We start from the raw sequence: 21938 nt of genomic DNA on the forward strand, positions 1-21938 counted from the left end.
CTCTGCGGCCGGTGGAACTGCGGATTCCGTGGCGGGACCGCTCGCCGTGCCTGGATGGCAAACCCCGCCTGTCGCCGCACCTCGGAGGTCCCATGCCCGTGACCGCAGAGCTGATCGGAGCTGTGGTCGCCCTCGTCGGCCTCGGAATCCTGACCCTGTACAGCGTGCGCAGTATCACGCGCCGCTGATCGCGACAGCCCCGGCACGGGGGTGCCCGTCCTGGACGGTGCCTGTGTAGCTTGGGCCGCAGTCTGAGAACCTGTTAAGGCCAAGTCGACATCTCTTGACATCGGAAGGACGGTCGTGCACATCGTCATCATGGGCTGCGGGAGAGTGGGTTCCACTCTCGCCCAGACCCTGGAGCAACAGGGCCACACGGTCGCTGTGATCGACCAGGACCCCACCGCCTTCCGACGGCTGGGCCCGGGCTTCGGCGGCCGACGGGTCACCGGCGTCGGCTACGACCAGGACACCCTTCGCGAAGCGGGCATCGAGGAGGCGGGCGCCTTCGCCGCCGTCTCCAGCGGCGACAACTCCAACATCATCTCCGCGCGGGTGGCCCGCGAGATGTTCGGCGTGGAGAACGTGGCCGCCCGGATCTACGACCCGCGCCGTGCCGAGGTCTACCAGCGCCTGGGCATCCCCACCGTGGCCACGGTCCGCTGGACCGCCGACCAGATGCTGCGCCGGCTGCTGCCCTCGGGCGCCGAGCCGCTGTGGCGCGACCCCACCGGCGGGGTGCAGCTGGCTGAGGTGCACGCCTCCGCCAAGTGGGTAGGCCACAAGATCAGCAAGCTGCAGGAGGAGACGGGCGTCCGGGTGGCGTTCCTGACCCGCCTGGGCGAGGCGGTCCTGCCCACCTCCCAGACGGTGCTGCAGGAGGGCGACCTCGTGCACGTGATGATGCGGTCGGACGACGTGGAGAAGGTCGAAGCGGCGTTCGCCGGGGGGCCGGAAGAGGAGGGCGGTCACTGATGAGGGTCGCCATTGCCGGGGCCGGTGCCGTCGGCCGCTCGATCGCGGGCGAGCTGCTGGAGAACGGCCACGAGGTCCTGCTGATCGACAAGGCGCCGACCGCGATCTCGGTCGAGCGCGTCCCGCAGGCGGAGTGGCTGCTGGCCGACGCCTGCGAGATCACGTCCCTGGACGAGGCCGCGCTCCAGCGCTGCAACGTCGTTATCGCCGCGACCGGCGACGACAAGGTCAACCTGGTCGTCTCGCTGCTCGCAAAGACGGAGTACGGCGTTCCGCGCGTCGTCGCCCGCGTGAACAACCCCAAGAACGAGTGGCTGTTCAACGAGGCGTGGGGCGTGGACGTCGCCGTGTCCACCCCGCGCCTGATGTCCGCCCTGGTCGAGGAGGCGGTGAGCGTCGGCGACCTGGTCCGCCTGCTCCGCTTCAGCCACGGCGACGCCAACCTGGTCGAGCTGACGCTGCCCGAGGAGTCGGCCCTGGCCGGCACCCAGGTCGGCGCGGTCGAGTGGCCGCAGGACACGTCCCTGGTCACCATCATCCGCGGCGCCCGGGTGCTGACGCCCTCCAAGGAGGACTCCCTGGAGGCGGGCGACGAGCTGCTGTTCGTGGCCGCGCCGGCCCGCGAGGAGCAGCTGGAGGAACTGCTGTCGGTGCGGCGGGACGAAGGCTGACCTCATACGAGACCGCATACGAGAAGGGCGCCCTTGGCATCCAAGGGCGCCCTTCTCGTCGTACGACGGCTGCTCACGCCTCCCGGCGGTGGCGTCCTGCTGTCGGCTCGCCGCCCTCGGCGGCCAGCGCGGCCTTACGTTCCTCTTCGGCCTTCTCCTCGGCCTCCATCTCCGCGAACACGTCGATCGGCGCGGGCGCCTTCGCCAGGAAGACCCAGGTCAGCCACACTGCCAGCAGGAACGGCGGGATCTTCAGGGCGATCAGGATCCAGCCGAGCTTGGTGGTGTCGGACCACCAGTAGAGCGGGAAGAGGATCGCGCACTTGGCGAGCAGGATCAGGCCCCAGGCCCAACTGGCCTTCGCGTACGCCTTCTTGCGGCCGGGGTTGCGGGTGCGCCAGGAGAGGTTCTCCTTGAAGACCGGGCCGAGGATGAGGCCGATCAGGGGCACTCCGGCGAGGGTCGTGAAGATGTACGCCAGCGCCAGGCCCAGCGTGTAGAGCATGCCGGGGAGGTAGAAGTCCTTGGCGTTGCCGGTGAACATCGCGAAGACGACGCCGAAGGCCACGCCGAAGACACCGCTGAAGGCGTGCTTGAGGGTGTCCTTCATCGCCAGCCGGACCACGACCAGGATCAGGGACACGGCCAGCGCGGCGATCGCCGAGATGTGCAGGTCCTTGCTGACCGTGAAGATCGCGACGAAGAGAAGGCCCGGTACGACCGTCTCGACCATGCCGCGGACGCCGCCGAACGCCTCGAACAGCGCTGCCTCGGTCACCGCCCGGGCGTCGTCGGTCTGAGCCTGTCCGGCGTCTTGGGTCGGCTTGTCGAGGGACGTCACCGGCTACTCCCGTCCGAGGGGTCGCAGTTCGTATTTCGGGTTGAACAGCACGCGGCGGCCCCGGCTCATCGCGATCCGGCCCGAAGCGATCAGCCTGCGCCCCGGTTCAATGCCCACGATGGAGCGCCTGCCGAGCCACACCACGTCCAGCGCGGCCGAGCCGTCGAACAGCTCGGCCTCCAGGGCCGGGACACCGGCACGCGGACGCAGAGTGACCGTGCGCAAGGTACCAGTTACGGTGACGATCTGCCGGTCCTGGCAGTCACCGATCCTGGTGCACCCTGCCGTCTCGGCGTCCTCGCGCAGCTCCTCGGACTCCAGATCCTCCTGCGAAGAGGAGAGCCGGTCGATCATGCGGCGGAACCGGCCGGCCGGCTTTTCGGAACGAGAAACAGCACTCATATCAGAAGCGTACCGGCGCACACCGACAGCGCCGTAGCGCAGCTCACTTCTCGAACCGATAGCCCATGCCGGGCTCGGTGATGAAGTGCTTCGGGTGCGAGGGGTCCGCCTCCAGCTTCCTGCGCAGCTGGGCCATGTAGACGCGCAGGTAGTTGGTCTCCGTCCCGTACGACGGGCCCCACACCTCCTGGAGCAGCTGCTTCTGGCTGACCAGGCGGCCGGTGTTGCGGACCAGCACCTCCAGCAGGTGCCATTCGGTCGGGGTGAGGCGGACATCCTTGCCGGCCCGGTTGACCTTCTTCGCGGCCAGGTCGACGGTGAAGCCCTCGGTCTCCACGGTCGTCACGTCGTCCTCGCCCGCCCCGACCGGCTCGGACCGGCGCACGGCGGCCCGCAGCCGGGCCAGCAGCTCGTCCATGCCGAAGGGCTTGGTGACGTAGTCGTCGGCGCCCGCGTCCAGCGCCTCGACCTTCTCGTCGGAGGAGTGCCGGGCGGACAGGACCAGGATGGGGACGCGGGTCCAGCCGCGCAGGCCCCTGATCACCTCGACGCCGTCCATGTCGGGCAGGCCCAGGTCGAGGACGACCACGTCGGGGTGGCGGGAGGCGGCGAGTTCGAGGGCGGTCCTGCCGTCGGGGGCCGCGTCCACCTCGTACTTGCGTGCCTTGAGGTTGATCACGAGGGCGCGCACGATCTGCGGCTCGTCGTCGACCACGAGCACCCTCGTGGGGGTCTGGGGGGTCCCCCCAGTGGTGCTCAGCATAGGGCCTGCCTTTCTGGTTGTGCGGGGGTGAGCTGTGCGGACGGCGTTCCCGCCGCGCGCAGGCTGAGGACCATGGTGAGTCCGCCGCCCGGCGTGTCCTCGGCGTTGAGGGTGCCGCCCATCGCCTCGGCGAAGCCGCGGGCGACCGCGAGGCCGAGGCCGACCCCGGCGCCGCGCGGCGCGTCGCCATGCCGCTGGAACGGTTCGAAGATGCGGTCCTTGGCCTCGTCGGGGACGCCGGGCCCGCGGTCGGCCACGCGCACCTCGACCCGGTCGCTGATCGCGCTGGCGGAGACGAGGACGCGCCGGCCGGGCGGGCTGTACTTCACGGCGTTCTCCACCAGGTTGGCCACCGACCGCTCCAGCAGCCCGGGGTCGACGGCGACCATGGGCAGCGTTTCGGGCACGTCCAGCTCGACGCTGTCCTCGGGCACGCCGACCAGCGCCATCGGGACGACCTCGTCGACGTCGATCTCCCGGATGATCGGGGTGACGGTGCCGGTGTGCAGGCGGGACATGTCGAGCAGGTTCCCCACGAGGTGGTCGAGCCGGTCGGCGCCCTCCTCGATGCCCTCCAGCAGCTCCGCCTGGTCCTCCTCCGACCAGGCCACGTCGTCCGAGCGCAGCGAGGAGACGGCGGCCTTGATGCCGGCGAGCGGGGTGCGCAGGTCGTGGCTGACGGCGGCGAGCAGGGCGGTGCGGATGCGGTTGCCCTCGGCGAGCGCACGGGCCCGGTCGGCCTCCTCCTGGAGGCGCCTGCGGTCGAGGACGACGGCGGCCTGGGCGGCGAAGGCGGCGAGCACCCGGCGGTCCTCGGCGGGCAGCACCCGGCCCGTGAGGGCGAGGGCCATGTGGTCGCCTATCGGCATGTCGACATCGGCGTCCTCGGGCCGTTCCAGCTCCGGCCCGAATCCGGCGCGGCCCGCGCAGGTCCAGGGGTCGACGTCGCTCGCCCGCTCCAGCAGGGCGGCCGACTCCATGGCGAAGGTCTCCCGGACCCGTTCCAGCAGCTCCTCCAGGCTGGTCTCGCCGCGCAGGACGTTGCCGGCGAGGAAGGAGAGGATCTCGGATTCGGCGCGCAGCCGGGCCGCCTGGTGGGTGCGCCGGGCCGCGAGGTCCACCACGGAGGCCACGGACGCGGCCACCCCGAAGAAGATCGCGATGGCGACGATGTTCTTCGGGTCGGAGATGGTCAGCCGGTGCAGGGGCGGGATGTAGAAGTAGTTCAGCAGCAGCGAGCCGAAGGCGGCCGAGGCCAGGGCGGGCAGCAGGCCGCCGAGCAGGGCCGCCGCGACCGTGACGGCCAGGAACAGCAGCACGTCGTTGGCGAGGCCGAGGTCGATGGTGTGCAGCGCCGCGAGCACGGCGGGGCCGATCAGGCCGACCGCCCAGCCCGAGATGATGCGGGACCTGCCGAGCCGGGCGCCCCGGCCGACGGGCAGCCCGCGGCCCTTGGCGACCTCTTCGTGGGTGACGATGTGGACGTCGAGGTCGGGTCCGGAGTCCCGGGCGACGGTGGCGCCGACGCCGGGCCCGAAGACGTACTGCCAGGCCTTGCGGCGCGAGGAGCCGAGCACGATCTGGGTGGCGTTCACGCCGCGCGCGAAGTCCAGCAGCGCGGCGGGTATGTCGTCGCCGACGACGTGGTGGAAGGTGCCGCCCAGGTCCTCCACGAGGGTGCGCTGGACGGCCAGTTCCTTCGGCGAGGCCGCGGTCAGACCGTCGCTGCGGGCTATGTAGACCGCGAGCACTTCACCGCCGGCGCCCTTCTCGGCGAGCCGCGCGGCCCGGCGGATCAGTGTCCGCCCCTCAGGACCGCCGGTCAGCCCGACCACGATCCGCTCGCGCGAGCCCCAGATCTTGGAGACGCGGTGCTCGCTGCGGTACTTGTTCAGGTACTCGTCGACCCGGTCGGCCACCCACAGCAGCGCCAGCTCGCGCAGGGCCGTGAGGTTGCCGGGCCGGAAGTAGTTGGACAGGGCCGCGTCGACCTTGTCCGGCTTGTAGATGTTGCCGTGCGCCATGCGGCGGCGCAGCGCCTGCGGCGACATGTCGACCAGTTCGATCTGGTCGGCGCGGCGGACGACCTCGTCGGGCACGGTCTCGCGCTGCCGCACCCCGGTGATCGACTCCACCACGTCGCCCAGCGACTCCAGGTGCTGGATGTTGACCGTCGAGATCACGTCGATCCCGGCGGCCAGCAGCTCCTCGACGTCCTGCCAGCGCTTGGCGTTGCGGGAGCCGGGGATGTTCGTGTGGGCGAGTTCGTCCACCAGGGCGATGGCGGGGTTGCGGCGCAGTACGGCGTCCACGTCCATCTCGCCGAAGGTGGTGCCCCGGTACTCCAGCCGCCGGCGCGGGATCTGCTCCAGGCCGTGCAGCATCACCTCGGTGCGCGGCCGGTCGTAGTGCTCCACGTAGGCCACGACACAGTCGGTGCCCCGCTCGATCCGGCGGTGCGCCTCGGACAGCATGGCGTAGGTCTTGCCCACGCCCGGTGCCGCACCGAGGTAGATCCGAAGCTTGCCGCGTGCCATGGTCCTATTGTCTTCCCGTCACTGCTGCGTACGCAGCGTCGACCTTACGGCCAATGATGTGGACAAAAGGGACAATGGCCCGGTCAACGGGGGTCTTTGACACAACTCTGACGGTGCCGGACAGCCTCAGTGCTGGACGATCTCGCCGTCGCTCAGCTCCAGCACCCGGTCCGCCAGGTCGAGCAGGGTCGCGTCGTGCGTGGCGACCAGGGCGGTGACCCCCTCACTGCGGACCACGGCCCGCAGCAGCTCCATGACGGAGTGCCCGGTCTCGGCGTCCAGCTGGCCGGTCGGCTCGTCGGCGATGAGCAGGGCGGGCTGGTTGGCGAGGGCGCGGGCGATGGCCACGCGCTGCTGCTGGCCGCCGGAGAGTTCGCCGGGCCGCTGGGCCGCGTGGTCGGCGAGTCCGACGAGGGAGAGCAGCAGCTCGACCCGTTCCTCGCGCTCGCGCGGCTCGGCGCGGCGCAGCCGCAGCGGTACGCCGACGTTCTCGGCGGCGCTGAGGATCGGGATGAGCCCGAAGGACTGGAAGACGAACCCGATCCGGTCCCGGCGCAGCCCCAGCAGGCCGTTCTCGCCCAGCTCGGCGAGGTCCCGCCCGTCGAGCTCGACGCGCCCCTGGTCGGGCGCGTCGAGGCCGCCGACGATGTTGAGCAGGGTGGTCTTGCCGGAGCCCGAGCGCCCCTTGAGGGCGACGAGTTCGCCACGCGGGACCTCGAAGGAGACCCCGCGCAGGGCATGGACGGCGGCGGCGCCGCGGCCGTACGACTTGTGCACGTCCGTGGCGCGCACCATGGTCTCGGTGACCACCTCGGTCATCACGCCTCCCCCCGTGGGCCGGGCGCCAGTATCACCGCACAGGACCCGAGGGGACAACGCTTCAGTTCACTTCCGGTTCAGTTCGGGTTGTCGCCGTGCGCGACCCCTTGACGGGTGATTGCCCGACTTCACGCACACCGGGTACGGCAGGCAAAAGGGCCGCACCCCCGGAAGTGGGATGCGGCCCTTGCACTGTTCAGCCGAGCGGAGCGCCTAGCGGACCTCGGTGATCTCCGGTCCGCGCTGCAGCTGGCCCATGCCGCCGGAGAAGCGCGAGCCCTCCTCCTGCTGGACGCCCTCGGGAACCATCTGGGCGTCGTTCGGCAGCTTGAGGACGATCGGGTCGCGGGGCGCCATCGGGCCCTCGCCGCGGACCACGACCGTGTCCCGGAAGATCTGCTCCAGCAGGCCGGCCGCCTGCGGCTGCACCGCGCCCTGGCCGGAGATCACACCGCGCAGGAACCAGCGCGGGCCGTCCACGCCGACGAACCGCACGACCTGGAAACCGCCCGTGCCGTCCGGCAGCTGCACCGGCACCTGGGCGCGCAGTTCCCAGCCCAGCGGACCCTCGACCTCGTCGACGATGCCGCCCTGCTGAGTGATGCCGGCCCCGATCTCCTCGCGAACCTCGCCCCAGATGCCCTCGCGCTTGGGCGCGGCGAACGCCTGGAGCTGGACGGCGCTGTCGCCCAGCACGACGGTCGCGGCGACGATGGCGTCACCGGCCACCTCGACCCGCAGTTCCATGCCGTCGACGCCAGGTACGAAAAGACCGCCGAGGTCGACACGGCCCTCGGCCGGGTCGCGCACCTCTTCGCTGTCCCACGGCCCGTCGGGCCGGGGCTCGGGCTCCAGCCGGACGCGCTCGCGCTCGACCTCTTCTTCCTCGTCCGCCTCGGTGTCGACGCTGTCGACGACCTGCTCGGTCTCGCCGGCCGCGTCCTCGGCGGCACCCTTCTTCTTGCGACGTCCGAACACGTCACTGTCCTTCCCGGTCGGATACGACCGAAGCGTATCGATTCCCACCCGTTTGACCGCCCATGGCGGCCTGACCGCTTGTGCCGCTCTCGCCGCCCACCGCGGCATGCCCGCCGGTGGACCCGAAGCCCCCCTCGGCCCGCGCCGAGCCGGGAAGTTCCGCCACCTCCTCGAAGCGGACCCTCTCGACCTGCTGGACGACCAGTTGGGCAATCCGGTCGAAGCGCTCGAACCGCACGGACTCGCGCGGGTCGAGATTCACCACGATCACCTTGATCTCCCCACGGTACCCGGCATCCACCGTCCCTGGGGCATTCACCAGCGCGACACCGCAGCGGGCGGCGAGACCGGAACGTGGGTGCACGAAGGCCGCGTACCCCTCCGGGAGGGCGATCGACACCCCTGTGGGCAGCACGGCTCGCTCGCCGGGCTTCAGTTCACAGGCCTCGGTGGTGCGCAGATCGGCACCGGCGTCGCCGGGGTGCTCGTAAGCCGGAAGCGGTACGTCCGGGTCGATGCGCCGGAGCAGCACGTTCAGGGGGTCTCGGCTCACGGGTTCACCTCGAAGGCGCGGGCACGCCGGATCTGGTCCGGGTCGCTCATGGCGGCCTGGATCTCCTCCTTGCGGCCATGGTCGATGAAGTGGTCGACCTTCACCTCGATGAACAGGGCGTCGGCGCGGACGGCGACGGGCCCGTCGGGGCTGCCGATGCGCCCGGTCGCGGTCGAGTAGATCTTCCGCCCGGCCACCGCGGTGACCTCGGCCTCCAGGTGCAGCGTGGTACCCACCGGGACCGGCCGCACGAAGTCGGTCTCCAGCCGGCCGGTGACGGCGATGGTCCGCAGCAGCCAGTTCAGCGAGCCGAGGGTCTCGTCGAGGGCGGTGGCCAGCACCCCGCCGTGCGCGAGGCCCGGGGCGCCCTGGTGGGCGGGCTGGACGGTGAACTCGGCCGTGAGGGAGACACCCTCACCGGCCCGCGCCTCCAGGAGCAGGCCGTGCGGCTGCCCGGGGCCACAACCGAAACAGTGTTCGTAGTGGGCGCCGAGGGTCTCGCCGGGGGCGGGCGCGTCGGGGTGCCGAACCGGTTTCACCGCGTCGGCAGGAGGCTGAAGAGCTGCGGAACTACCACTCACAGCCGCAGACCTTACCCGCCCGCCCGTCACCCACCACCGCCCCACCCGACAGCGCTTCGCGCTGGCTGCCCCGACTCTGGCCATTCCCCGACACCGTGCCAAGCTTGGCTCCATGCAGCACTCCGCCACCCCCTACGAAGAACGCCTCACCGCCCCCCGCTCGTGGTGGGTGATCAGCTTCCTCGTGGGCCTCTCCCTGGCCTTGATCCTGCTCCCCTACGGCACCCTGCCGATGCTCGGCGGCCTGGCCGGCGGCACGGCCGCCGCGGCCGTCGCGGCCAGCTCCTACGGGTCACTGCGGATCCGTGTCGTGGGCGGCTCCCTGATCGCGGGCGAGGCGAAGATCCCGGTGTCGGCGCTGGGCGGTTCGGAGATCCTGGACCCCGAGGAGGCCCGCGCCTGGCGCACCTACAAGGCCGACACCCGCGCCTTCCTGCTGCTGCGCTCCTACATCCCCACGGCGCTGCGCGTGGAGGTCACGGACCCGGAGGACCCGACGCCGTACCTGTACCTGTCGACGCGGGAGCCGGAGCGGCTGGCGGCGGCGATCGAGGCGGCGCGGAAGGCCTAGGGGCCGGCCGGCGCAAGGCCTAGAGGCACCCAGAGGCGCCTAGAGGCCCTCCAGGGGTTCCGCCGGCTCTTCCAGCGGCGGCAGTTCCGGCAGCTCTTCCCACGGGACCTGGATCTTCCTGAGGTCCGTACGGATACGTGCCGCGAGTTTCTTGGTGTCCCGGCGGTTCATGACCGCCCCCACCGCCGCGCCGACCATGAACGGCATCAGGTTGGGCAGGTCCCGGACCATCCGCTTCATGATCTGCTGACGCAGTTCACGCTTCATCTGGCCCCCGAGGGCCGTGTTGATCGTCGACGGTCTCATCACGTCTATGCCGCGCTCCCCCGACCAGGAGGACAGATACGCGGTACTGCGCGCCTTGAGGTTCCCCGGCGGCCGTACGCCGTACACCTCGTGCAGCTCGGCGATGAGTTTCAGCTCGATCGCCGCGACCCCGGTGATCTCCGCGGCCAGCTCGGTCGGCATGGCCGGCGGCACCGGCAGCATCGCCGCCGCCCCGACTCCGGCCCCGACCGTGGAGGTCGCGGCTGCCGCGCCCGCCACGAGCTTGTCGGCGAGCTGCTCGGGCCCGAGGCCCGGGAACTGCCGACGCAGGGTGGCAAGGTCGCGTACGGGGATCCGCGGGGCGATCTCGATGATCCGGTCCGCGAGGTACGCCAGCCCCGCGCGGGCCCGGCTGCCGCCTATGCGGACGCCTTCCCGGGCCAGTTCCCTGGCCTTGTCCCGGATCACCACCGCCCGTCGGCGGGCAAGGCGTGCAGGCTGCTCCGCCGGCGCCGGGAGGTCACCCCGGCCGCTCGCCGGTTCGAGCGAGGCTCCCGCTTCGGGTGAGCCCCGCTCGTCGGCACGCGCGCCGTGCAAGCCGTCGGACGGCCCTTGGTCCGCTCCCCGCAGGGGGAAGCGGCGCTTCCGCGGAGGGGTCGAGCCGGTCACGGCCGACCCGTCCTCAGTCGCAGTCGCGGCAGATCGGCTGACCGTTCTTCTCGCGGGCCAGCTGGCTGCGGTGGTGCACCAGGAAGCAGCTCATACAGGTGAACTCGTCCTGCTGCTTCGGCAGCACCCGGACGGCCAGCTCCTCGTTCGAGAGGTCGGCGCCGGGCAGTTCGAGGCCCTCGGCGGCCTCGAACTCGTCGACGTCCACCGCGGAGGTGGACTTGTCATTCCGGCGAGCCTTCAGCTCTTCAAGGCTGTCCGAGTCGACGTCGTCATCGGTCTTGCGTGGAGTGTCGTAATCGGTTGCCATATCGCTCTCCCCCTCTGGGTGTCTGCGGTGTCTCCAGCGCACGTAACGCGTGAGAGGCCGGACTTGTGCCCGACCTGAGGCGGAGATTTTGCCTCACATCAAGGTCTGTTACTCAATCGACACCCAATCCGATCCCTCAAGTGTGATCGGCTTGGATGGCGGTGAGGACCGTACACGGTTCGAATGCCGCACCTCAAAGGCGCCTCACCGTGTACTTCCCGTGATCAAGTGCCCTGAAAACCAGGATTTTCCCGGCTTTCCACCTAGTGTCATGATCACAGAGAGTGCATGGCCGGAAATCCGCCCATGTGATCGATCACACAACGAAAACCTCGTTCGGGGTCTGGAAAATTCCGCGTGTAGCGAACACCTTCCGCGTGTGTTGGAACGGATCACAACGGCAGGGTGACGCGCATCACCAGGCCGCCGCCCTCCCTCGGCCTCGCCACGATGTGGCCGCCGTGCGCGCGGGCCACGGAACGGACGATGGAGAGACCTAGGCCCACACCCTTGTCGCTGCCCGTGCGCTCCGTACGCAGCCGTGTGAACGGCTCGAAGAGGTTGTCGATCTCGTACGCCGGCACCACCGGCCCGGTGTTCGACACCGTCAGTACGGCCTGCCCGTGCTCCACCTCGGTGGCGACCTCGACCCAGCCCGCCTCCGGCACGTTGTAGCGCACCGCGTTCTGGACGAGGTTCAGCGCGATCCGCTCCAGCAGCACGCCGTTGCCCTGCACCACGACGGGCTTGCGCTCGCCGCGGATCTTGACGCCCTTCGCCTCCGCCTCGGCGTGCACCTGGTCGACGGCCTGCCCGGCCACCTCGGCCAGATCGACAGGCCCTCGCTCGACGATCTGGTTGTCGCTGCGGGCGAGCAGCAGCAGGCCCTCGACCAGCTGCTCGCTGCGCTCATTGGTGGCCAGCAGCGTCTTGCCGAGCTGCTTCAGTTCCATCGGCGCGTTCGGATCGGACAGGTGCACCTCCAGCAGGGTGCGGTTGATCGCGAGCGGCGTGCGCAGCTCGTGGGAGGCGTTGCCGACGAAGCGCTGCTGGGCGGTGAACGCCCGCTGGAGGCGCTCCAGCATGTCGTCGAAGGTGTCGGCCAGCTCCTTCAGCTCGTCGTCCGGGCCGTCCAGCTCGATCCGGCGGGACAGGTCGGAGCCGGCCACCTGGCGGGCGGTGCGGGTGATCCGACCGAGCGGGGACAGCACGCGGCCGGCCATCGCGTAGCCGAACGCGAAGGCGATCACGGCGAGACCCAGCAGGGCCAGCAGGGAGCGGCTGAGCAGGTCGTTCAGGGCCGCCTGGCGCTGCAGGTCGGTGCACTGGCTGATCGCGTCGTTGAAGTCCTGCAGCGACAGCTGGGCCGTGTTGGCCGTGTTGATCGCGGGGCAGTTGGCGCTGGTGATCTTCAGCTGAGAGCCCGTAGGGAAGCTGACGATCTTGAACAGCGGCTGGTTTCCGGTGTTGATCGCCTGCGCGGCCAGCAGGTAGATGATCGACAGCAGCAGGATGCCGGCGATCAGGAACATGCCGCCGTACAGCAGCGTGAGCCGTATCCGGATGGTCGGGCGCAGCCAGGGAAGAGGGGCCTGCGGCCTCCTGGGGTCCCAGGTGGGTTTCGGGGGCGCCTGGGGCGGCGCGGGTGTCGCGGCCACGGGGATCAGATCCGGTAGCCGGAGCCGGGCACGGTGACGATGACGGGCGGCTCGCCCAGCTTGCGGCGCAGCGTCATGACCGTCACCCGCACCACGTTGGTGAACGGGTCGGTGTTCTCGTCCCAGGCCTTCTCCAGCAGCTGCTCGGCCGACACGACAGCGCCCTCGCTGCGCATCAGCACCTCCAGCACCGCGAACTCCTTGGGCGCGAGCTGGACCTCCTTGCCGTCGCGGAAGACCTCGCGGCGGTTGGGGTCGAGCTTGATGCCGGCGCGCTCCAGGACCGGCGGCAGGGGCACGCTCGTGCGGCGGCCGAGGGCGCGCACGCGCGCGATCAGCTCGCTGAAGGCGAACGGCTTGGGCAGGTAGTCGTCGGCGCCGATCTCCAGGCCCTCGACGCGGTCGCTGACGTCGCCGGAGGCGGTGAGCATGAGCACGCGCGTGGGCATGCCCAGCTCGACGATCTTGCGGCAGACGTCGTCGCCGTGCACGCGCGGGAGGTCGCGGTCGAGGACGACCACGTCGTAGTCGTTGACGCCGATGCGCTCCAGGGCAGCCGCACCGTCGTACACGACGTCGACGGCCATGGCCTCCCGGCGCAGTCCGGTGGCCACCGCATCGGCGAGCAACTGCTCGTCTTCGACGACGAGTACGCGCACGTCGCTTGTCCTTCCTGTGTCCACCCGTGTAGCGCGCCGTGAGCGCGCGCGGGCAGGGCTGAGATGGGATGTGACCTCCATCCTGCCCTTTTCGGCCATAAGTCGGCTGTAAGACGGGTGCCCGGACCGCAGGGATCGAGGCAACGGGGCGGGAATGCGAGATTTTCTCTCCTGGTTGAGGTTTCCGCGGAAGGGAGCGGGGGGAGGACGGCTGGTACACCCCGCGATCACGCTCTGCATGTGCCGCAGCACCATGCGGTACACCGCCGTCGCTTCGCAGCGCGGGCGTGGGTGTCCGGCACCGTCGCCGCCCGGCCGGGCAGCGCTGGGCACCCGCGAGAGACGTGATCGCCCCTTCCGAACGGCACACCCCCGTGCCACCGACCCACGACCCAGGACGAGGGGGCGCAGCATGGACGCATTCACGACGGGACTTCTGCAGCGCATAAAGGCGACCGAGTCCGACCTGTCGCGGGCTCGTGACGAGGGCGACGACTTCCTGGTGGAGGTGGAGCAGGCCGAACTCGACGACCTGCGCCGTCTCGCCGCCGAACACGGTGTGGAGGTCGGCGCCTCGCACGCCTGACCGGCCCGAAGCGCAGGAAGGGACCCCGACGAATCCAGCGTCGGGGTCCCTTTGCGTTTCCGGCTGCGGGCAGGCCCTCAGTCGTGCCAGGCCCCGAAGTCCTCCAGCAACCGCTGGAGGGGCTCGAAGACGCCCGGCGCACCCGCGACCGTCAGCTCGCGCGACGGCCGTTCTCCGGGCCGTCCGCCGGTCAGGGCGCCGGCCTCGCGGGCGATCAGGTCCCCCGCGGCGACGTCCCAGGCGTTGAGCCCCCGCTCGTAGTACCCGTCGAGCCGGCCGCACGCCACGTCGCACAGGTCGATCGCCGCCGAGCCCCCGCGCCGGATGTCCCGGACCAGGGGGATCAGCCGGCCGGCCACCTCGGCCTGGTGGGCGCGGACCTCGGCGACGTAGTTGAAGCCGGTGGAGACCAGCGCCTGGTCCAGCGGGGGCGCGGGACGGCAGGACAGCGCGCGCTCGCCCTCCCAGGCCCCCGTGGCCCAGGCCCCGCCGCCGCGCACCGCGTGGTACGTCTCGCCGCGCATCGGGGCCACGACGACCCCGGCGACGGTCTCGCCGTCCCGCTCGGCCGCGATGGACACCGCCCAGGTCGGCAGCCCGTACAGGTAGTTCACCGTGCCGTCGAGCGGGTCGATCACCCAGCGCACTCCGCTGCTGCCCTCGACGGCGGCGCCCTCCTCCCCGAGGAAGCCGTCGTCGGGGCGCTCGCCGGAGATCAGGTCGGTGATCAGCTTCTCCGCCGCGATGTCCATCTCGGTGACGACGTCGATCGGGCTGGATTTGGTCTTCGCCACGGCCAGGTCGGCCGGGCGGCCGTCCCGCAGCAGCTCGCCGGCGCGGCGGGCGGCCTCCAGAGCGAGTTCGAGCAGTTCCCTGTGGAGGGCGTCGGACACGGGTCTCCTCACGCGTAGGGGCTGTCGGCACCCGCGGCGGCGGGGTGCGGAGTGCGGGCCGGGCAGCAGCCGACGGGGCACAGCTGGTGGCTCGGGCCGAGCGCGCCGAGGGCGCAGGGGGTGACGTCCTGCCCCCGCTCCACGGCGGCGCGCTCCAGGATCAGTTCGCGCACGGCGGCGGCGAACCGCGGGTCGGCGCCGACCGTGGCCGAGCGGCGCACGGGCAGGGCCAGCTCCTCGGCCTTGGCCTCGGCCTCGGTGTCGAGGTCGTAGAGGACCTCCATGTGGTCGGAGACGAAGCCGATGGGCGCCATGACGACGGCGGGTGCGCCGGCGGCCTGCCGCTCCTCCAGGTGGTCGCAGATGTCCGGCTCCAGCCACGGGATCTGCGGGGCGCCGGAGCGGGACTGGTAGACGAGCCGCCAGGGGTGGTCGACGCCGGTGCGCTCGCGGACGGCGTCGGCGATCAGCTGAGCCACGTCCAGGTGCTGCTCGACGTAGGCGCCGCCCTCGCCGTGCGCCTCGACCGGGCCGGAGGTGTCGGCGGCGGCGGTCGGGATGGAGTGGGTGGTGAACGCGATGTGGGCGCCCGCGCGGACGTCCTCGGGGAGGTCGGCGAGGGCGTTCAGCACACCGTCGGTCATGGGCTCGACGAAGCCCGGGTGGTTGAAGTAGTGCCGCAGCTTGTCGATCTTCGGCAGCTCCAGGCCCTCGCGCTCCAGGGCGGCCAGCGCGTCGGCGAGGTTCTCGCGGTACTGGCGGCAGCCCGAGTAGGAGGCGTAGGCGCTGGTGGCGAGCACCAGGATGCGGCGGCGGCCGTCGGCGACCATCTCGCGCAGGGTGTCCGTGAGGTACGGCGCCCAGTTGCGGTTGCCCCAGTAGACAGGCAGGTTCAGGCCGTGTTCGGCGAAGTCCTTGCGGAGGGCGTCCAGCAGGGCGCGATTCTGGTCGTTGATCGGGCTGACCCCGCCGAACAGGAAGTAGTGCTGCCCGACTTCCTTCAGGCGTTCCTTCGGGATGCCGCGCCCGCGCGTGACGTTCTCCAGGAACGGGACTACGTCGTCCGGGCCTTCGGGGCCGCCGAAGGAGAGCAGGAGCAGGGCGTCGTACGGGGTGGCATCGAGCGCGTCTGGCATGCCCTGATCCTGCCACCCGGTACTGACAGCCAGGAAACAGCAGGGTGAAGAGTCGGATTCAGGATATTTGCGGGGATAAATCCCGAGCCGAAAATCGGATGACTTAGGATTACCTAACCCGTAAGCTGTAACAACCCTCTTTACGCCTTACGGAGACCCGCGTGCCCAGCCCCTACCGCGCCCTGTTCGCCGAGCCCGGCACCAAGGCCTTCTCCGCCGCCGGGTTCCTCGGCCGGCTGCCGCTGTCGATGATGGGCATCGGCGTCATCACGATGGTCTCCCAGCTCACCGGGCGGTACGGGCTCGCGGGCGCGCTCTCGGCCACCATCGCGCTGTCCGCCGCGGCGATCGGGCCGCAGGTCTCCCGGCTGGTGGACCGGCACGGGCAGCGCCGGGTGCTGCGCCCCGCGACCCTGGTGGCGCTCACCGCGGCGGCCGGGCTGCTGCTCGCCGCGCACTGGCGATGGCCGGACTGGGTGCTGTTCGTCTGCGCCGCCGGCATCGGCTCGGTGCCGAGCCTGGGCGCGATGGTCCGGGCCCGCTGGGCGGCCCTGTACCGGGGCACGCCGAAGCTGCACACCGCGTACTCGTTCGAGTCGGTCGTCGACGAGGTCTGCTTCGTCTTCGGGCCGATCGTCTCCATCGGTCTGTCCACGGCCTGGTTCCCGGAGGCGGGCCCGCTGCTGGCCGCCTGCTTCCTGGCCGCCGGTGTCCTCTGGCTGACCGCCCAGCGCGCCACCGAGCCGGCTCCTCACCCGCGCGTGCAGGACGGCGGCGGTTCGGCCCTGCGTTCGCGCGCGCTCCAGGTGCTGGTGGCGACCTTCGTGGCCACGGGGACGATCTTCGGGGCGATCGACGTGGTCACCGTGGCCTTCGCAGACGAGCGCGGCCACAAGGCCGCCGCGAGCGTGGTCCTCGCCCTGTACGCGGCGGGTTCCTGTGTGGCCGGGGTGATCTTCGGGCTGCTGCGGCTCGCGGGGCCGCCGGAACGCCGGTGGCTGCTGGGCGTGACGGCGATGGCCGTGAGTATGATCCCCCTCCTACTGGTCGGAAACCTGCCGCTTCTGGCCGTGGCGCTGTTCGTTGCGGGGCTGTCCATCGCACCGACGATGATCACGACGATGTCCCTCATCGAAGAGCACGTACCTCGCGCGCAGCTCACCGAGGGCATGACCTGGGTGAGCACCGGCCTCGCGGTCGGGATCGCGCTCGGCTCCTCCGTGGCCGGCTGGGTGATCGACTCGGCCGGTGCGCGCGCCGGGTACGGGGTTCCGGCCGTGTCCGGGGCCGTCGCGGTCGCGGTCGGTTTCCTCGGGTACCGCCGGCTCCGCAGGCCGGCCGCGAGTCGGGGAGGCATCGTTGAGCAGCACAGCGAGCGGAAAGAGCGGCACCTGGCGTAACTGGGGCGGCACTGTCACGGCACGCCCCGCGCGGCAGGTCGCGCCGGCCTCCGTGGAGGAGCTGGCCGCGGCGGTGCGCCGGGCCCGCGAGGACGGCCTCAAGGTGAAGGCGGTCGGCACCGGACACTCCTTCACCTCGATCGCCGCCACCGACGGTCTCTTGATCCGCCCTCAACTGTTGACCGGTATCCGCAACATTGACCGGGACTCCATGACCGTCACGGTCGAGGCGGGCACCCCGCTCAAGCGACTCAACGCGGCCCTCGCGCGTGAGGGTCTGTCGCTCACCAACATGGGCGACATCATGGAGCAGACCGTCTCCGGGGCCACCAGCACGGGCACCCACGGCACGGGCCGCGAGTCGGCCTCGATCGCCGCGCAGATCAAAGGACTCGAACTCGTCCTCGCCGACGGCTCGGTGCTCACCTGCTCGGAGGAGGGGACCGAAGAAGAACGCGCGGTCTTCGCGGCGGCCCGCATAGGCCTGGGCGCCCTCGGCGTCGTCACCGCGATCACCTTCGCCGTGGAGCCCCTCTTCCTGCTCACCGCGCGTGAGGAGCCGATGCCGCTCGACCGGGTCCTCGCCGAGTTCGATCAACTGTGGGCCGAGAACGAGCACTTCGAGTTCTACTGGTTCCCGCACACCGGCAGCACCAACACCAAGCGCAACAACCGCAGCGCGGGTCCCGAGCAGCCGGTGGGGCAGCTGGCCGGCTGGTTCGAGGACGAGTTCCTCTCCAACGGCGTCTTCCAGGTGGCCCAGTGGGTCGGGCGCGCCGCCCCCGCCACCGTCCCGGCGATCGCGCAGATCTCCAGCAAGGCCCTGTCCGCGCGGACGTACACCGACATCCCTCACGAAGTCTTCACCTCGCCGCGCCGGGTGCGCTTCGTGGAGATGGAGTACGCCGTCCCGCGCGCGGCCCTGGTCGACACGGTGCGCGAGCTGAAGGCCATGATCGACGGCTCCGGGCTGCGGATCAGCTTCCCGGTGGAGGTGCGCACCGCCCCGGCCGACGACATCACTCTGTCCACCGCCTCCGGCCGGGACAGCGCGTACATCGCCGTGCACATGTACCGGGGCACGCCGTACCAGGCCTACTTCACCGCCGCCGAGCGCATCTTCACCGCGCACGAGGGCCGGCCGCACTGGGGCAAGGTGCACACGCGGGACGCAGAGTACTTTGCCCAGGTCTATCCGCGTTTCGCCGAGTTCACGGCGCTGCGGGACCGTCTTGACCCGGAACGGCTGTTCCAGAACGACTACTTGCGGAGGGTTCTGGGGGCGTAGGGCTCGCGGACGACCGGCCGGGCACGGGGGTCGGGCCGGCCGGGGCCGCACTCGGCTCCCCGCTCGGCTCCGGGCTCGACTCGCCGCTCGGGGAGCCGTCGGGCGTGGGTGTGGGCGTCGCGCCGCGGGCCGTGCCACCGTGGGCGTCGGGCGTGCGCCCGACGGACGGCGTGTGCGAAGGGGCCGGTACGTCTTCGGACTTCGCACGGAACGGCCCCCGGCCGGCGACGGCGTCGCTGACCGTCGTCCCCCGGCCGCCGCTGAAGCTGCTCCCGGACACCAGCTCGTACGCCGTGATGCCGCCCATGGTGACCCCGAAGACGACGGCGACCGCAAGGGCGGGCCGCTGCCAGCTCCTCGCACGCGCGCGGTAGACGGTGCCCGGCGTGAACTCGCCCGGCGACGGCGGCACTTGCGCCGCCTGCCGTCCTACCGGCCGGGAGGCCGTCGTCGTCTTCTCCCGCAGCTGCTCCCCGGTCCGCCGGAAGAAGTGCTGGAACAGGGGACCGCCACAGGTGGCGACGACACTGACGACGCCGGCGCCGAGGATCGTGCCGTACACCCCGAAGTACGAGGCCATTTTGGCCGCCACGACCGCCGCCAGGGCACTGCCCGCGACCTGGGGGACGCTCAGCTCGATCCGCTTCCGCCTCGCGTCGGGCATTTCACGCATACCCGGAACTTGCCTGCCTTTCCCGTACTCGATCGTCCTGATCGACCGTCTGCACCAGAAAGGGACGTACAAGCGAAACCATTAGTTCCGTTTCAGGGGATTGCGTGAACTTCACCACGTTCGTGATCGGCAGAACCCGGTCGCGACGGCCAAGTCGCACGCCTTGCCAGAAGTTGGGCGGCGCGCCAATCCACGCACGTGGTCCAAATGGAGTACTGTTGCGAGCCCTGGGTCCGGTCTCCCACCAGGGTGTCCGCGGCCTTGCAGGACCGCCGGGAGGGGGCTTGTTGCACAGGGTGACGGAGTTCGTCACTTAGCGTTGCGAATAGGTAACCGTGCCATAACGGCGGCCCAGGGCCCGTGCCCGACACGCCGGGCAACTCGGCAAGGTTGTGGCAGGCTGCACCCGGGCAGGCCACACTCGACTAGCGGAAGCAGCGACGCACGTGACGTCGGCAGGCACCACCCGGGAGGTCCCCATGCCCGAACTGCGTGTCGTGGCCGTCTCGAATGACGGCACACGGCTGGTGCTCAAGGCTGCCGACGCAACGGAGTACACGCTTCCGATCGACGAACGGCTCCGCGCCGCCGTGCGCGGCGACCGGCCCCGCCTCGGCCAGATCGAGATCGAGGTGGAGAGCCATCTCCGCCCGCGTGACATCCAGGCGCGTATACGCGCCGGTGCCACCGCCGAAGAGGTCGCGCAGCTCGCCGGCATCCCCGTCGAGCGGGTCCGGCGCTTCGAGGGTCCGGTGCTGGCCGAGCGTGCCTTCATGGCCGAGCGGGCCCGCAAGACCCCGGTCCGCCGCCCCGGCGAGAACTCCGGCCCGCTGCTCGGCGAGGCCGTCCAGGAGCGACTGCTGCTGCGCGGCGCCGAGAAGGACACCGTGCAGTGGGACTCCTGGCGCCGCGACGACGGCACCTGGGAGGTCATGCTCGTCTACCGGGTCGCGGGCGAACCGCACTCGGCGAGCTGGACGTACGACCCGCCGCGGCGGCTCGTCCAGGCCGTGGACGACGAGGCGCGCTCGCTGATCGGCGAGTCCGACGACCTCGCCGTACCGGAGCCGAGCTTCCCGTTCGTGCCGCGCATCGCCCGGCTGCCGCGCGACCGCCCGCTGGACCGCACCCTCGACCGGGGCGACCGGGAGCGGCCGAGCCTCCCCGCGCAGGCGTCCGAGCCCGCCGAGGAGACCACGGGCGAGCGCGACTCGCTGACCAGCCTCCTGGAGGCAGTGCCGAGCTTCCGGGGCGACCTGGTCGTGCCGGAACGCCCGGCGGAACCTGCCGAGGAACCGTCCGACGAGCCCGCGACGGAGGAGCCCCCGGCGCCCGCCGCCTCGGCCGGCTCCGCCTACGCGGACGTCCTCATGCCGCGCTCGGTGGGCAGCCACCGCGACCGGCTGGTCGGCGCCACCGACCGCCAGGCCGAGGCCGACGGCGTCCGCCCCGGCCGCCGGGCCGCCGTCCCGAGCTGGGACGAGATCGTGTTCGGGACGCGGCGCAAGAAGCAGGAGTAGTACGGCCGTACGACCCGCGCAGGCCGTACGGTCCGCGCAGGCTGTGCGGTCCGCGAAGAGGGGGCACGCGCGCGTGCCCCCTCGTTCCGCTGCTCGCTATTGCGGGTCCGCGCCCACCGCCACCGGGCGGGACGGGTCCGCGGACCACTCCGACCAGGAGCCCACGTAGAGGGCGGCCGGAATGCCCGCCACCGCGAGGGCCAGCACCTCGTGCGCGCCCGAGACGCCCGAGCCGCAGTAGACGCCCACCTCCGGCGCCTCCAGCACCCCAAGGGCCTTGAAACGGTCCCGCAGTTCGGCCGCGGGCAGGAAACGGCCGTCGGGGCCCACGTTCTCCGTCGTCGGCGCCGACACCGCCCCCGGGATGTGCCCGCCGACCCGGTCGATCGGCTCGACCTCGCCGCGGTACCTCTCCCCCGCGCGCGCGTCGAGCAGCACACCCGAGCGCGCCAGCGCGGCGGCCCCGTCGGCATCGAGGAAGCCCGCGGCGTCCGGCTTCGGCACGAAGTCGCCCGCCGCCGGCTCGGGCACCTCCGTCGTCAACTCGCCGTCCCAGGACGGCAACCCGCCGTCGAGGACCCGCACGTCCGGGTGACCCGTCCAGCGCAGCATCCACCAGGCGCGTGCCGCGGCCCAGCCCTGCCCGCCGTCGTACACGACTACCGGCCGGGTGGCCGACACGCCCGCGCGGCGCATGACCGCGCCGAACTCCGTGAGATCCGGCAGCGGGTGCCGGCCGTGCGCGCCGGGGGCCGAGGCGAGCTCCCGGTCCAGATCGACGAAGACCGCGCCGGGGATGTGCCCGGCCTCGTACGCGGCCCGTCCGTCGAAGGCCGGGGCCCCCGCCGCCTTCGCCACGCTCAGCTGCCAGCGGACGTCGAGCAGGACGGGCGGCTGCGTCCCGTTCAGGGCAAGTGCCAGTTCGGTTGCGGTGATGATGGCTGTCATGGCGTCCATGCATACGCCAGGGGTGGCCGCGGCGTCCAGGTCCGGCTACTCTGCTCGGCCACACAGGCTCGATCACGAGGCGTACGGGATCGAGCACATGCTGTACAGCTGATGGACATGCGTCGTCAATCGCCACGAAACGGCAATAAAGCGACAGATCGGGCAACCTCCCGGAGAAACCGTCACACGGCGGCACACCCCTTCCGGGGAGCGGACGCGACACGGCCACCACAAGAGGCC

At 71.2% G+C, this 21938-nt stretch carries 23 protein-coding genes; 7 read left to right on the top strand and 16 right to left on the bottom strand.

Going from position 1 to position 21938, the window contains the following annotated elements; genetic code table 11:
* Positions 1–303 precede the first annotated feature (303 nt).
* Together ACWD35_RS02055 and ACWD35_RS02060 are read left to right on the top strand one after the other, a co-directional pair.
* Positions 304–975, top strand: a complete 672-nt coding sequence (locus tag ACWD35_RS02055) for an NAD-binding protein (protein WP_451349180.1) — start codon at positions 304–306, stop codon at positions 973–975.
* A complete protein-coding gene (locus tag ACWD35_RS02060; protein ID WP_451349181.1) occupies positions 975–1646 on the top strand; it encodes a potassium channel family protein in 672 nt (223 codons plus the stop codon). Before ACWD35_RS02055 ends, ACWD35_RS02060 begins: the two co-directional genes overlap by 1 nt.
* 73 nt (positions 1647–1719) lie before the next feature.
* Here ACWD35_RS02060 and ACWD35_RS02065 read toward each other — a convergent pair whose 3' ends face one another.
* The 8 genes from ACWD35_RS02065 to ACWD35_RS02100 all read right to left on the bottom strand — a co-directional run bounded on the left by ACWD35_RS02065 (position 1720) and on the right by ACWD35_RS02100 (position 9120).
* Complete coding sequence (locus tag ACWD35_RS02065; RefSeq protein WP_451349182.1) at positions 1720–2487, bottom strand: DUF3159 domain-containing protein; 768 nt, start codon at positions 2485–2487, stop codon at positions 1720–1722.
* Between the two features lie 3 nt (positions 2488–2490).
* Entirely contained in the window at positions 2491–2889 is a 399-nt protein-coding gene (locus ACWD35_RS02070; protein ID WP_451349183.1) for an OB-fold nucleic acid binding domain-containing protein, read from the bottom strand.
* 43 nt (positions 2890–2932) lie between these two features.
* Positions 2933–3652: a response regulator gene (locus ACWD35_RS02075; RefSeq protein ID WP_451349184.1), complete on the bottom strand. Its 720-nt coding sequence runs from the start codon at positions 3650–3652 to the stop codon at positions 2933–2935.
* The gene (locus ACWD35_RS02080; RefSeq protein WP_451349185.1) at positions 3646–6189 is read right to left on the bottom strand and encodes an ATP-binding protein; all 2544 of its coding nucleotides are present in this window, start codon (positions 6187–6189) and stop codon (positions 3646–3648) included. The genes ACWD35_RS02075 and ACWD35_RS02080 overlap by 7 nt, the downstream gene beginning before the upstream one ends.
* A gap of 126 nt (positions 6190–6315) precedes the next feature.
* Positions 6316–7008: an ABC transporter ATP-binding protein gene (locus tag ACWD35_RS02085; protein ID WP_451349186.1), complete on the bottom strand. Its 693-nt coding sequence runs from the start codon at positions 7006–7008 to the stop codon at positions 6316–6318.
* A gap of 213 nt (positions 7009–7221) precedes the next feature.
* A complete protein-coding gene (locus ACWD35_RS02090; protein WP_451349187.1) occupies positions 7222–7986 on the bottom strand; it encodes a DUF3710 domain-containing protein in 765 nt (254 codons plus the stop codon).
* A gap of 1 nt (position 7987) precedes the next feature.
* A complete protein-coding gene (gene dut, locus ACWD35_RS02095) occupies positions 7988–8539 on the bottom strand; it encodes a dUTP diphosphatase (RefSeq protein WP_451349188.1) in 552 nt (183 codons plus the stop codon).
* On the bottom strand, positions 8536–9120 hold the full coding sequence (locus ACWD35_RS02100) for a PaaI family thioesterase (RefSeq protein ID WP_451349189.1): 585 nt from the start codon (positions 9118–9120) through the stop codon (positions 8536–8538). Before ACWD35_RS02100 ends, dut begins: the two co-directional genes overlap by 4 nt.
* Positions 9121–9232: 112 nt before the next feature.
* Here ACWD35_RS02100 and ACWD35_RS02105 point away from each other — a divergent pair, with 112 nt between their 5' ends.
* The gene (locus ACWD35_RS02105) at positions 9233–9691 is read left to right on the top strand and encodes a DUF3093 domain-containing protein (protein WP_451349190.1); all 459 of its coding nucleotides are present in this window, start codon (positions 9233–9235) and stop codon (positions 9689–9691) included.
* 39 nt (positions 9692–9730) lie between these two features.
* Here the strand turns inward: ACWD35_RS02105 and ACWD35_RS02110 are convergent, their stop codons facing one another.
* The 4 genes from ACWD35_RS02110 to ACWD35_RS02125 form a co-directional block, all read right to left on the bottom strand.
* Complete coding sequence (locus tag ACWD35_RS02110) at positions 9731–10627, bottom strand: hypothetical protein (RefSeq protein WP_451349191.1); 897 nt, start codon at positions 10625–10627, stop codon at positions 9731–9733.
* Between the two features lie 13 nt (positions 10628–10640).
* On the bottom strand, positions 10641–10937 hold the full coding sequence (locus ACWD35_RS02115) for a DUF4193 domain-containing protein (protein ID WP_005481602.1): 297 nt from the start codon (positions 10935–10937) through the stop codon (positions 10641–10643).
* Positions 10938–11329: 392 nt separating this feature from the next.
* Positions 11330–12595 carry a sensor histidine kinase gene (locus ACWD35_RS02120; RefSeq protein ID WP_451349192.1) on the bottom strand — a complete coding sequence of 422 codons (1266 nt, stop codon included), beginning with the start codon at positions 12593–12595 and terminating at the stop codon, positions 11330–11332.
* A gap of 5 nt (positions 12596–12600) precedes the next feature.
* Positions 12601–13254, bottom strand: coding sequence for a response regulator transcription factor (locus tag ACWD35_RS02125; protein ID WP_161297296.1), 654 nt, complete (start codon positions 13252–13254; stop codon positions 12601–12603).
* A gap of 412 nt (positions 13255–13666) precedes the next feature.
* Between ACWD35_RS02125 and ACWD35_RS02130 the strand changes: the two genes are divergently transcribed.
* On the top strand, positions 13667–13840 hold the full coding sequence (locus ACWD35_RS02130) for a hypothetical protein (RefSeq protein ID WP_451349193.1): 174 nt from the start codon (positions 13667–13669) through the stop codon (positions 13838–13840).
* Positions 13841–13917: 77 nt separating this feature from the next.
* Here the strand turns inward: ACWD35_RS02130 and ACWD35_RS02135 are convergent, their stop codons facing one another.
* Together ACWD35_RS02135 and ACWD35_RS02140 are read right to left on the bottom strand one after the other, a co-directional pair.
* A complete protein-coding gene (locus ACWD35_RS02135; RefSeq protein WP_451349194.1) occupies positions 13918–14733 on the bottom strand; it encodes an inositol monophosphatase family protein in 816 nt (271 codons plus the stop codon).
* Positions 14734–14741: 8 nt separating this feature from the next.
* Entirely contained in the window at positions 14742–15869 is a 1128-nt protein-coding gene (locus ACWD35_RS02140) for a ferrochelatase (RefSeq protein ID WP_451349195.1), read from the bottom strand.
* A 161-nt stretch (positions 15870–16030) separates the two neighbouring features.
* Between ACWD35_RS02140 and ACWD35_RS02145 the strand changes: the two genes are divergently transcribed.
* Positions 16031–17269 (top strand): MFS transporter, encoded by a 1239-nt coding sequence (locus ACWD35_RS02145; RefSeq protein WP_451349196.1) that lies wholly within the window; start codon positions 16031–16033, stop codon positions 17267–17269.
* Positions 17229–18557 carry a D-arabinono-1,4-lactone oxidase gene (locus ACWD35_RS02150; protein WP_451349197.1) on the top strand — a complete coding sequence of 443 codons (1329 nt, stop codon included), beginning with the start codon at positions 17229–17231 and terminating at the stop codon, positions 18555–18557. Before ACWD35_RS02145 ends, ACWD35_RS02150 begins: the two co-directional genes overlap by 41 nt.
* Here the strand turns inward: ACWD35_RS02150 and ACWD35_RS02155 are convergent.
* A complete protein-coding gene (locus tag ACWD35_RS02155; protein WP_451349198.1) occupies positions 18481–19230 on the bottom strand; it encodes a hypothetical protein in 750 nt (249 codons plus the stop codon). The two genes, ACWD35_RS02150 and ACWD35_RS02155, sit on opposite strands and share 77 nt — an antisense overlap.
* A 479-nt stretch (positions 19231–19709) precedes the next feature.
* On the opposite strand from ACWD35_RS02155, the gene sepH reads away from it, so the two are divergent.
* Positions 19710–20750, top strand: coding sequence for a septation protein SepH (gene sepH, locus ACWD35_RS02160; RefSeq protein ID WP_451349199.1), 1041 nt, complete (start codon positions 19710–19712; stop codon positions 20748–20750).
* A gap of 96 nt (positions 20751–20846) precedes the next feature.
* Here sepH and ACWD35_RS02165 read toward each other — a convergent pair whose 3' ends face one another.
* Complete coding sequence (locus tag ACWD35_RS02165) at positions 20847–21698, bottom strand: sulfurtransferase (protein WP_451349200.1); 852 nt, start codon at positions 21696–21698, stop codon at positions 20847–20849.
* Positions 21699–21938 lie beyond the last annotated feature (240 nt).

The organism is Streptomyces sp. NPDC002671, assembly GCF_053592475.1.

Bases quoted from the DNA above. Each gene is read 5' to 3' on its own strand.
- ACWD35_RS02165 (WP_451349200.1), bottom strand. From the start codon at position 21,698: ATGACAGCCATCATCACCGCAACCGAACTGGCACTTGCCCTGAACGGG.
- ACWD35_RS02105 (WP_451349190.1), top strand. From the start codon at position 9,233: ATGCAGCACTCCGCCACCCCCTACGAAGAACGCCTCACCGCCCCCCGC.
- ACWD35_RS02140 (WP_451349195.1), bottom strand. From the start codon at position 15,869: ATGCCAGACGCGCTCGATGCCACCCCGTACGACGCCCTGCTCCTGCTC.
- ACWD35_RS02075 (WP_451349184.1), bottom strand. From the start codon at position 3,652: ATGCTGAGCACCACTGGGGGGACCCCCCAGACCCCCACGAGGGTGCTC.
- ACWD35_RS02070 (WP_451349183.1), bottom strand. From the start codon at position 2,889: ATGAGTGCTGTTTCTCGTTCCGAAAAGCCGGCCGGCCGGTTCCGCCGC.
- ACWD35_RS02115 (WP_005481602.1), bottom strand. From the start codon at position 10,937: ATGGCAACCGATTACGACACTCCACGCAAGACCGATGACGACGTCGAC.
- sepH (WP_451349199.1), top strand. From the start codon at position 19,710: ATGCCCGAACTGCGTGTCGTGGCCGTCTCGAATGACGGCACACGGCTG.
- ACWD35_RS02130 (WP_451349193.1), top strand. From the start codon at position 13,667: ATGGACGCATTCACGACGGGACTTCTGCAGCGCATAAAGGCGACCGAG.
- ACWD35_RS02080 (WP_451349185.1), bottom strand. From the start codon at position 6,189: ATGGCACGCGGCAAGCTTCGGATCTACCTCGGTGCGGCACCGGGCGTG.
- ACWD35_RS02060 (WP_451349181.1), top strand. From the start codon at position 975: ATGAGGGTCGCCATTGCCGGGGCCGGTGCCGTCGGCCGCTCGATCGCG.
- ACWD35_RS02155 (WP_451349198.1), bottom strand. From the start codon at position 19,230: ATGCGTGAAATGCCCGACGCGAGGCGGAAGCGGATCGAGCTGAGCGTC.
- ACWD35_RS02085 (WP_451349186.1), bottom strand. From the start codon at position 7,008: ATGACCGAGGTGGTCACCGAGACCATGGTGCGCGCCACGGACGTGCAC.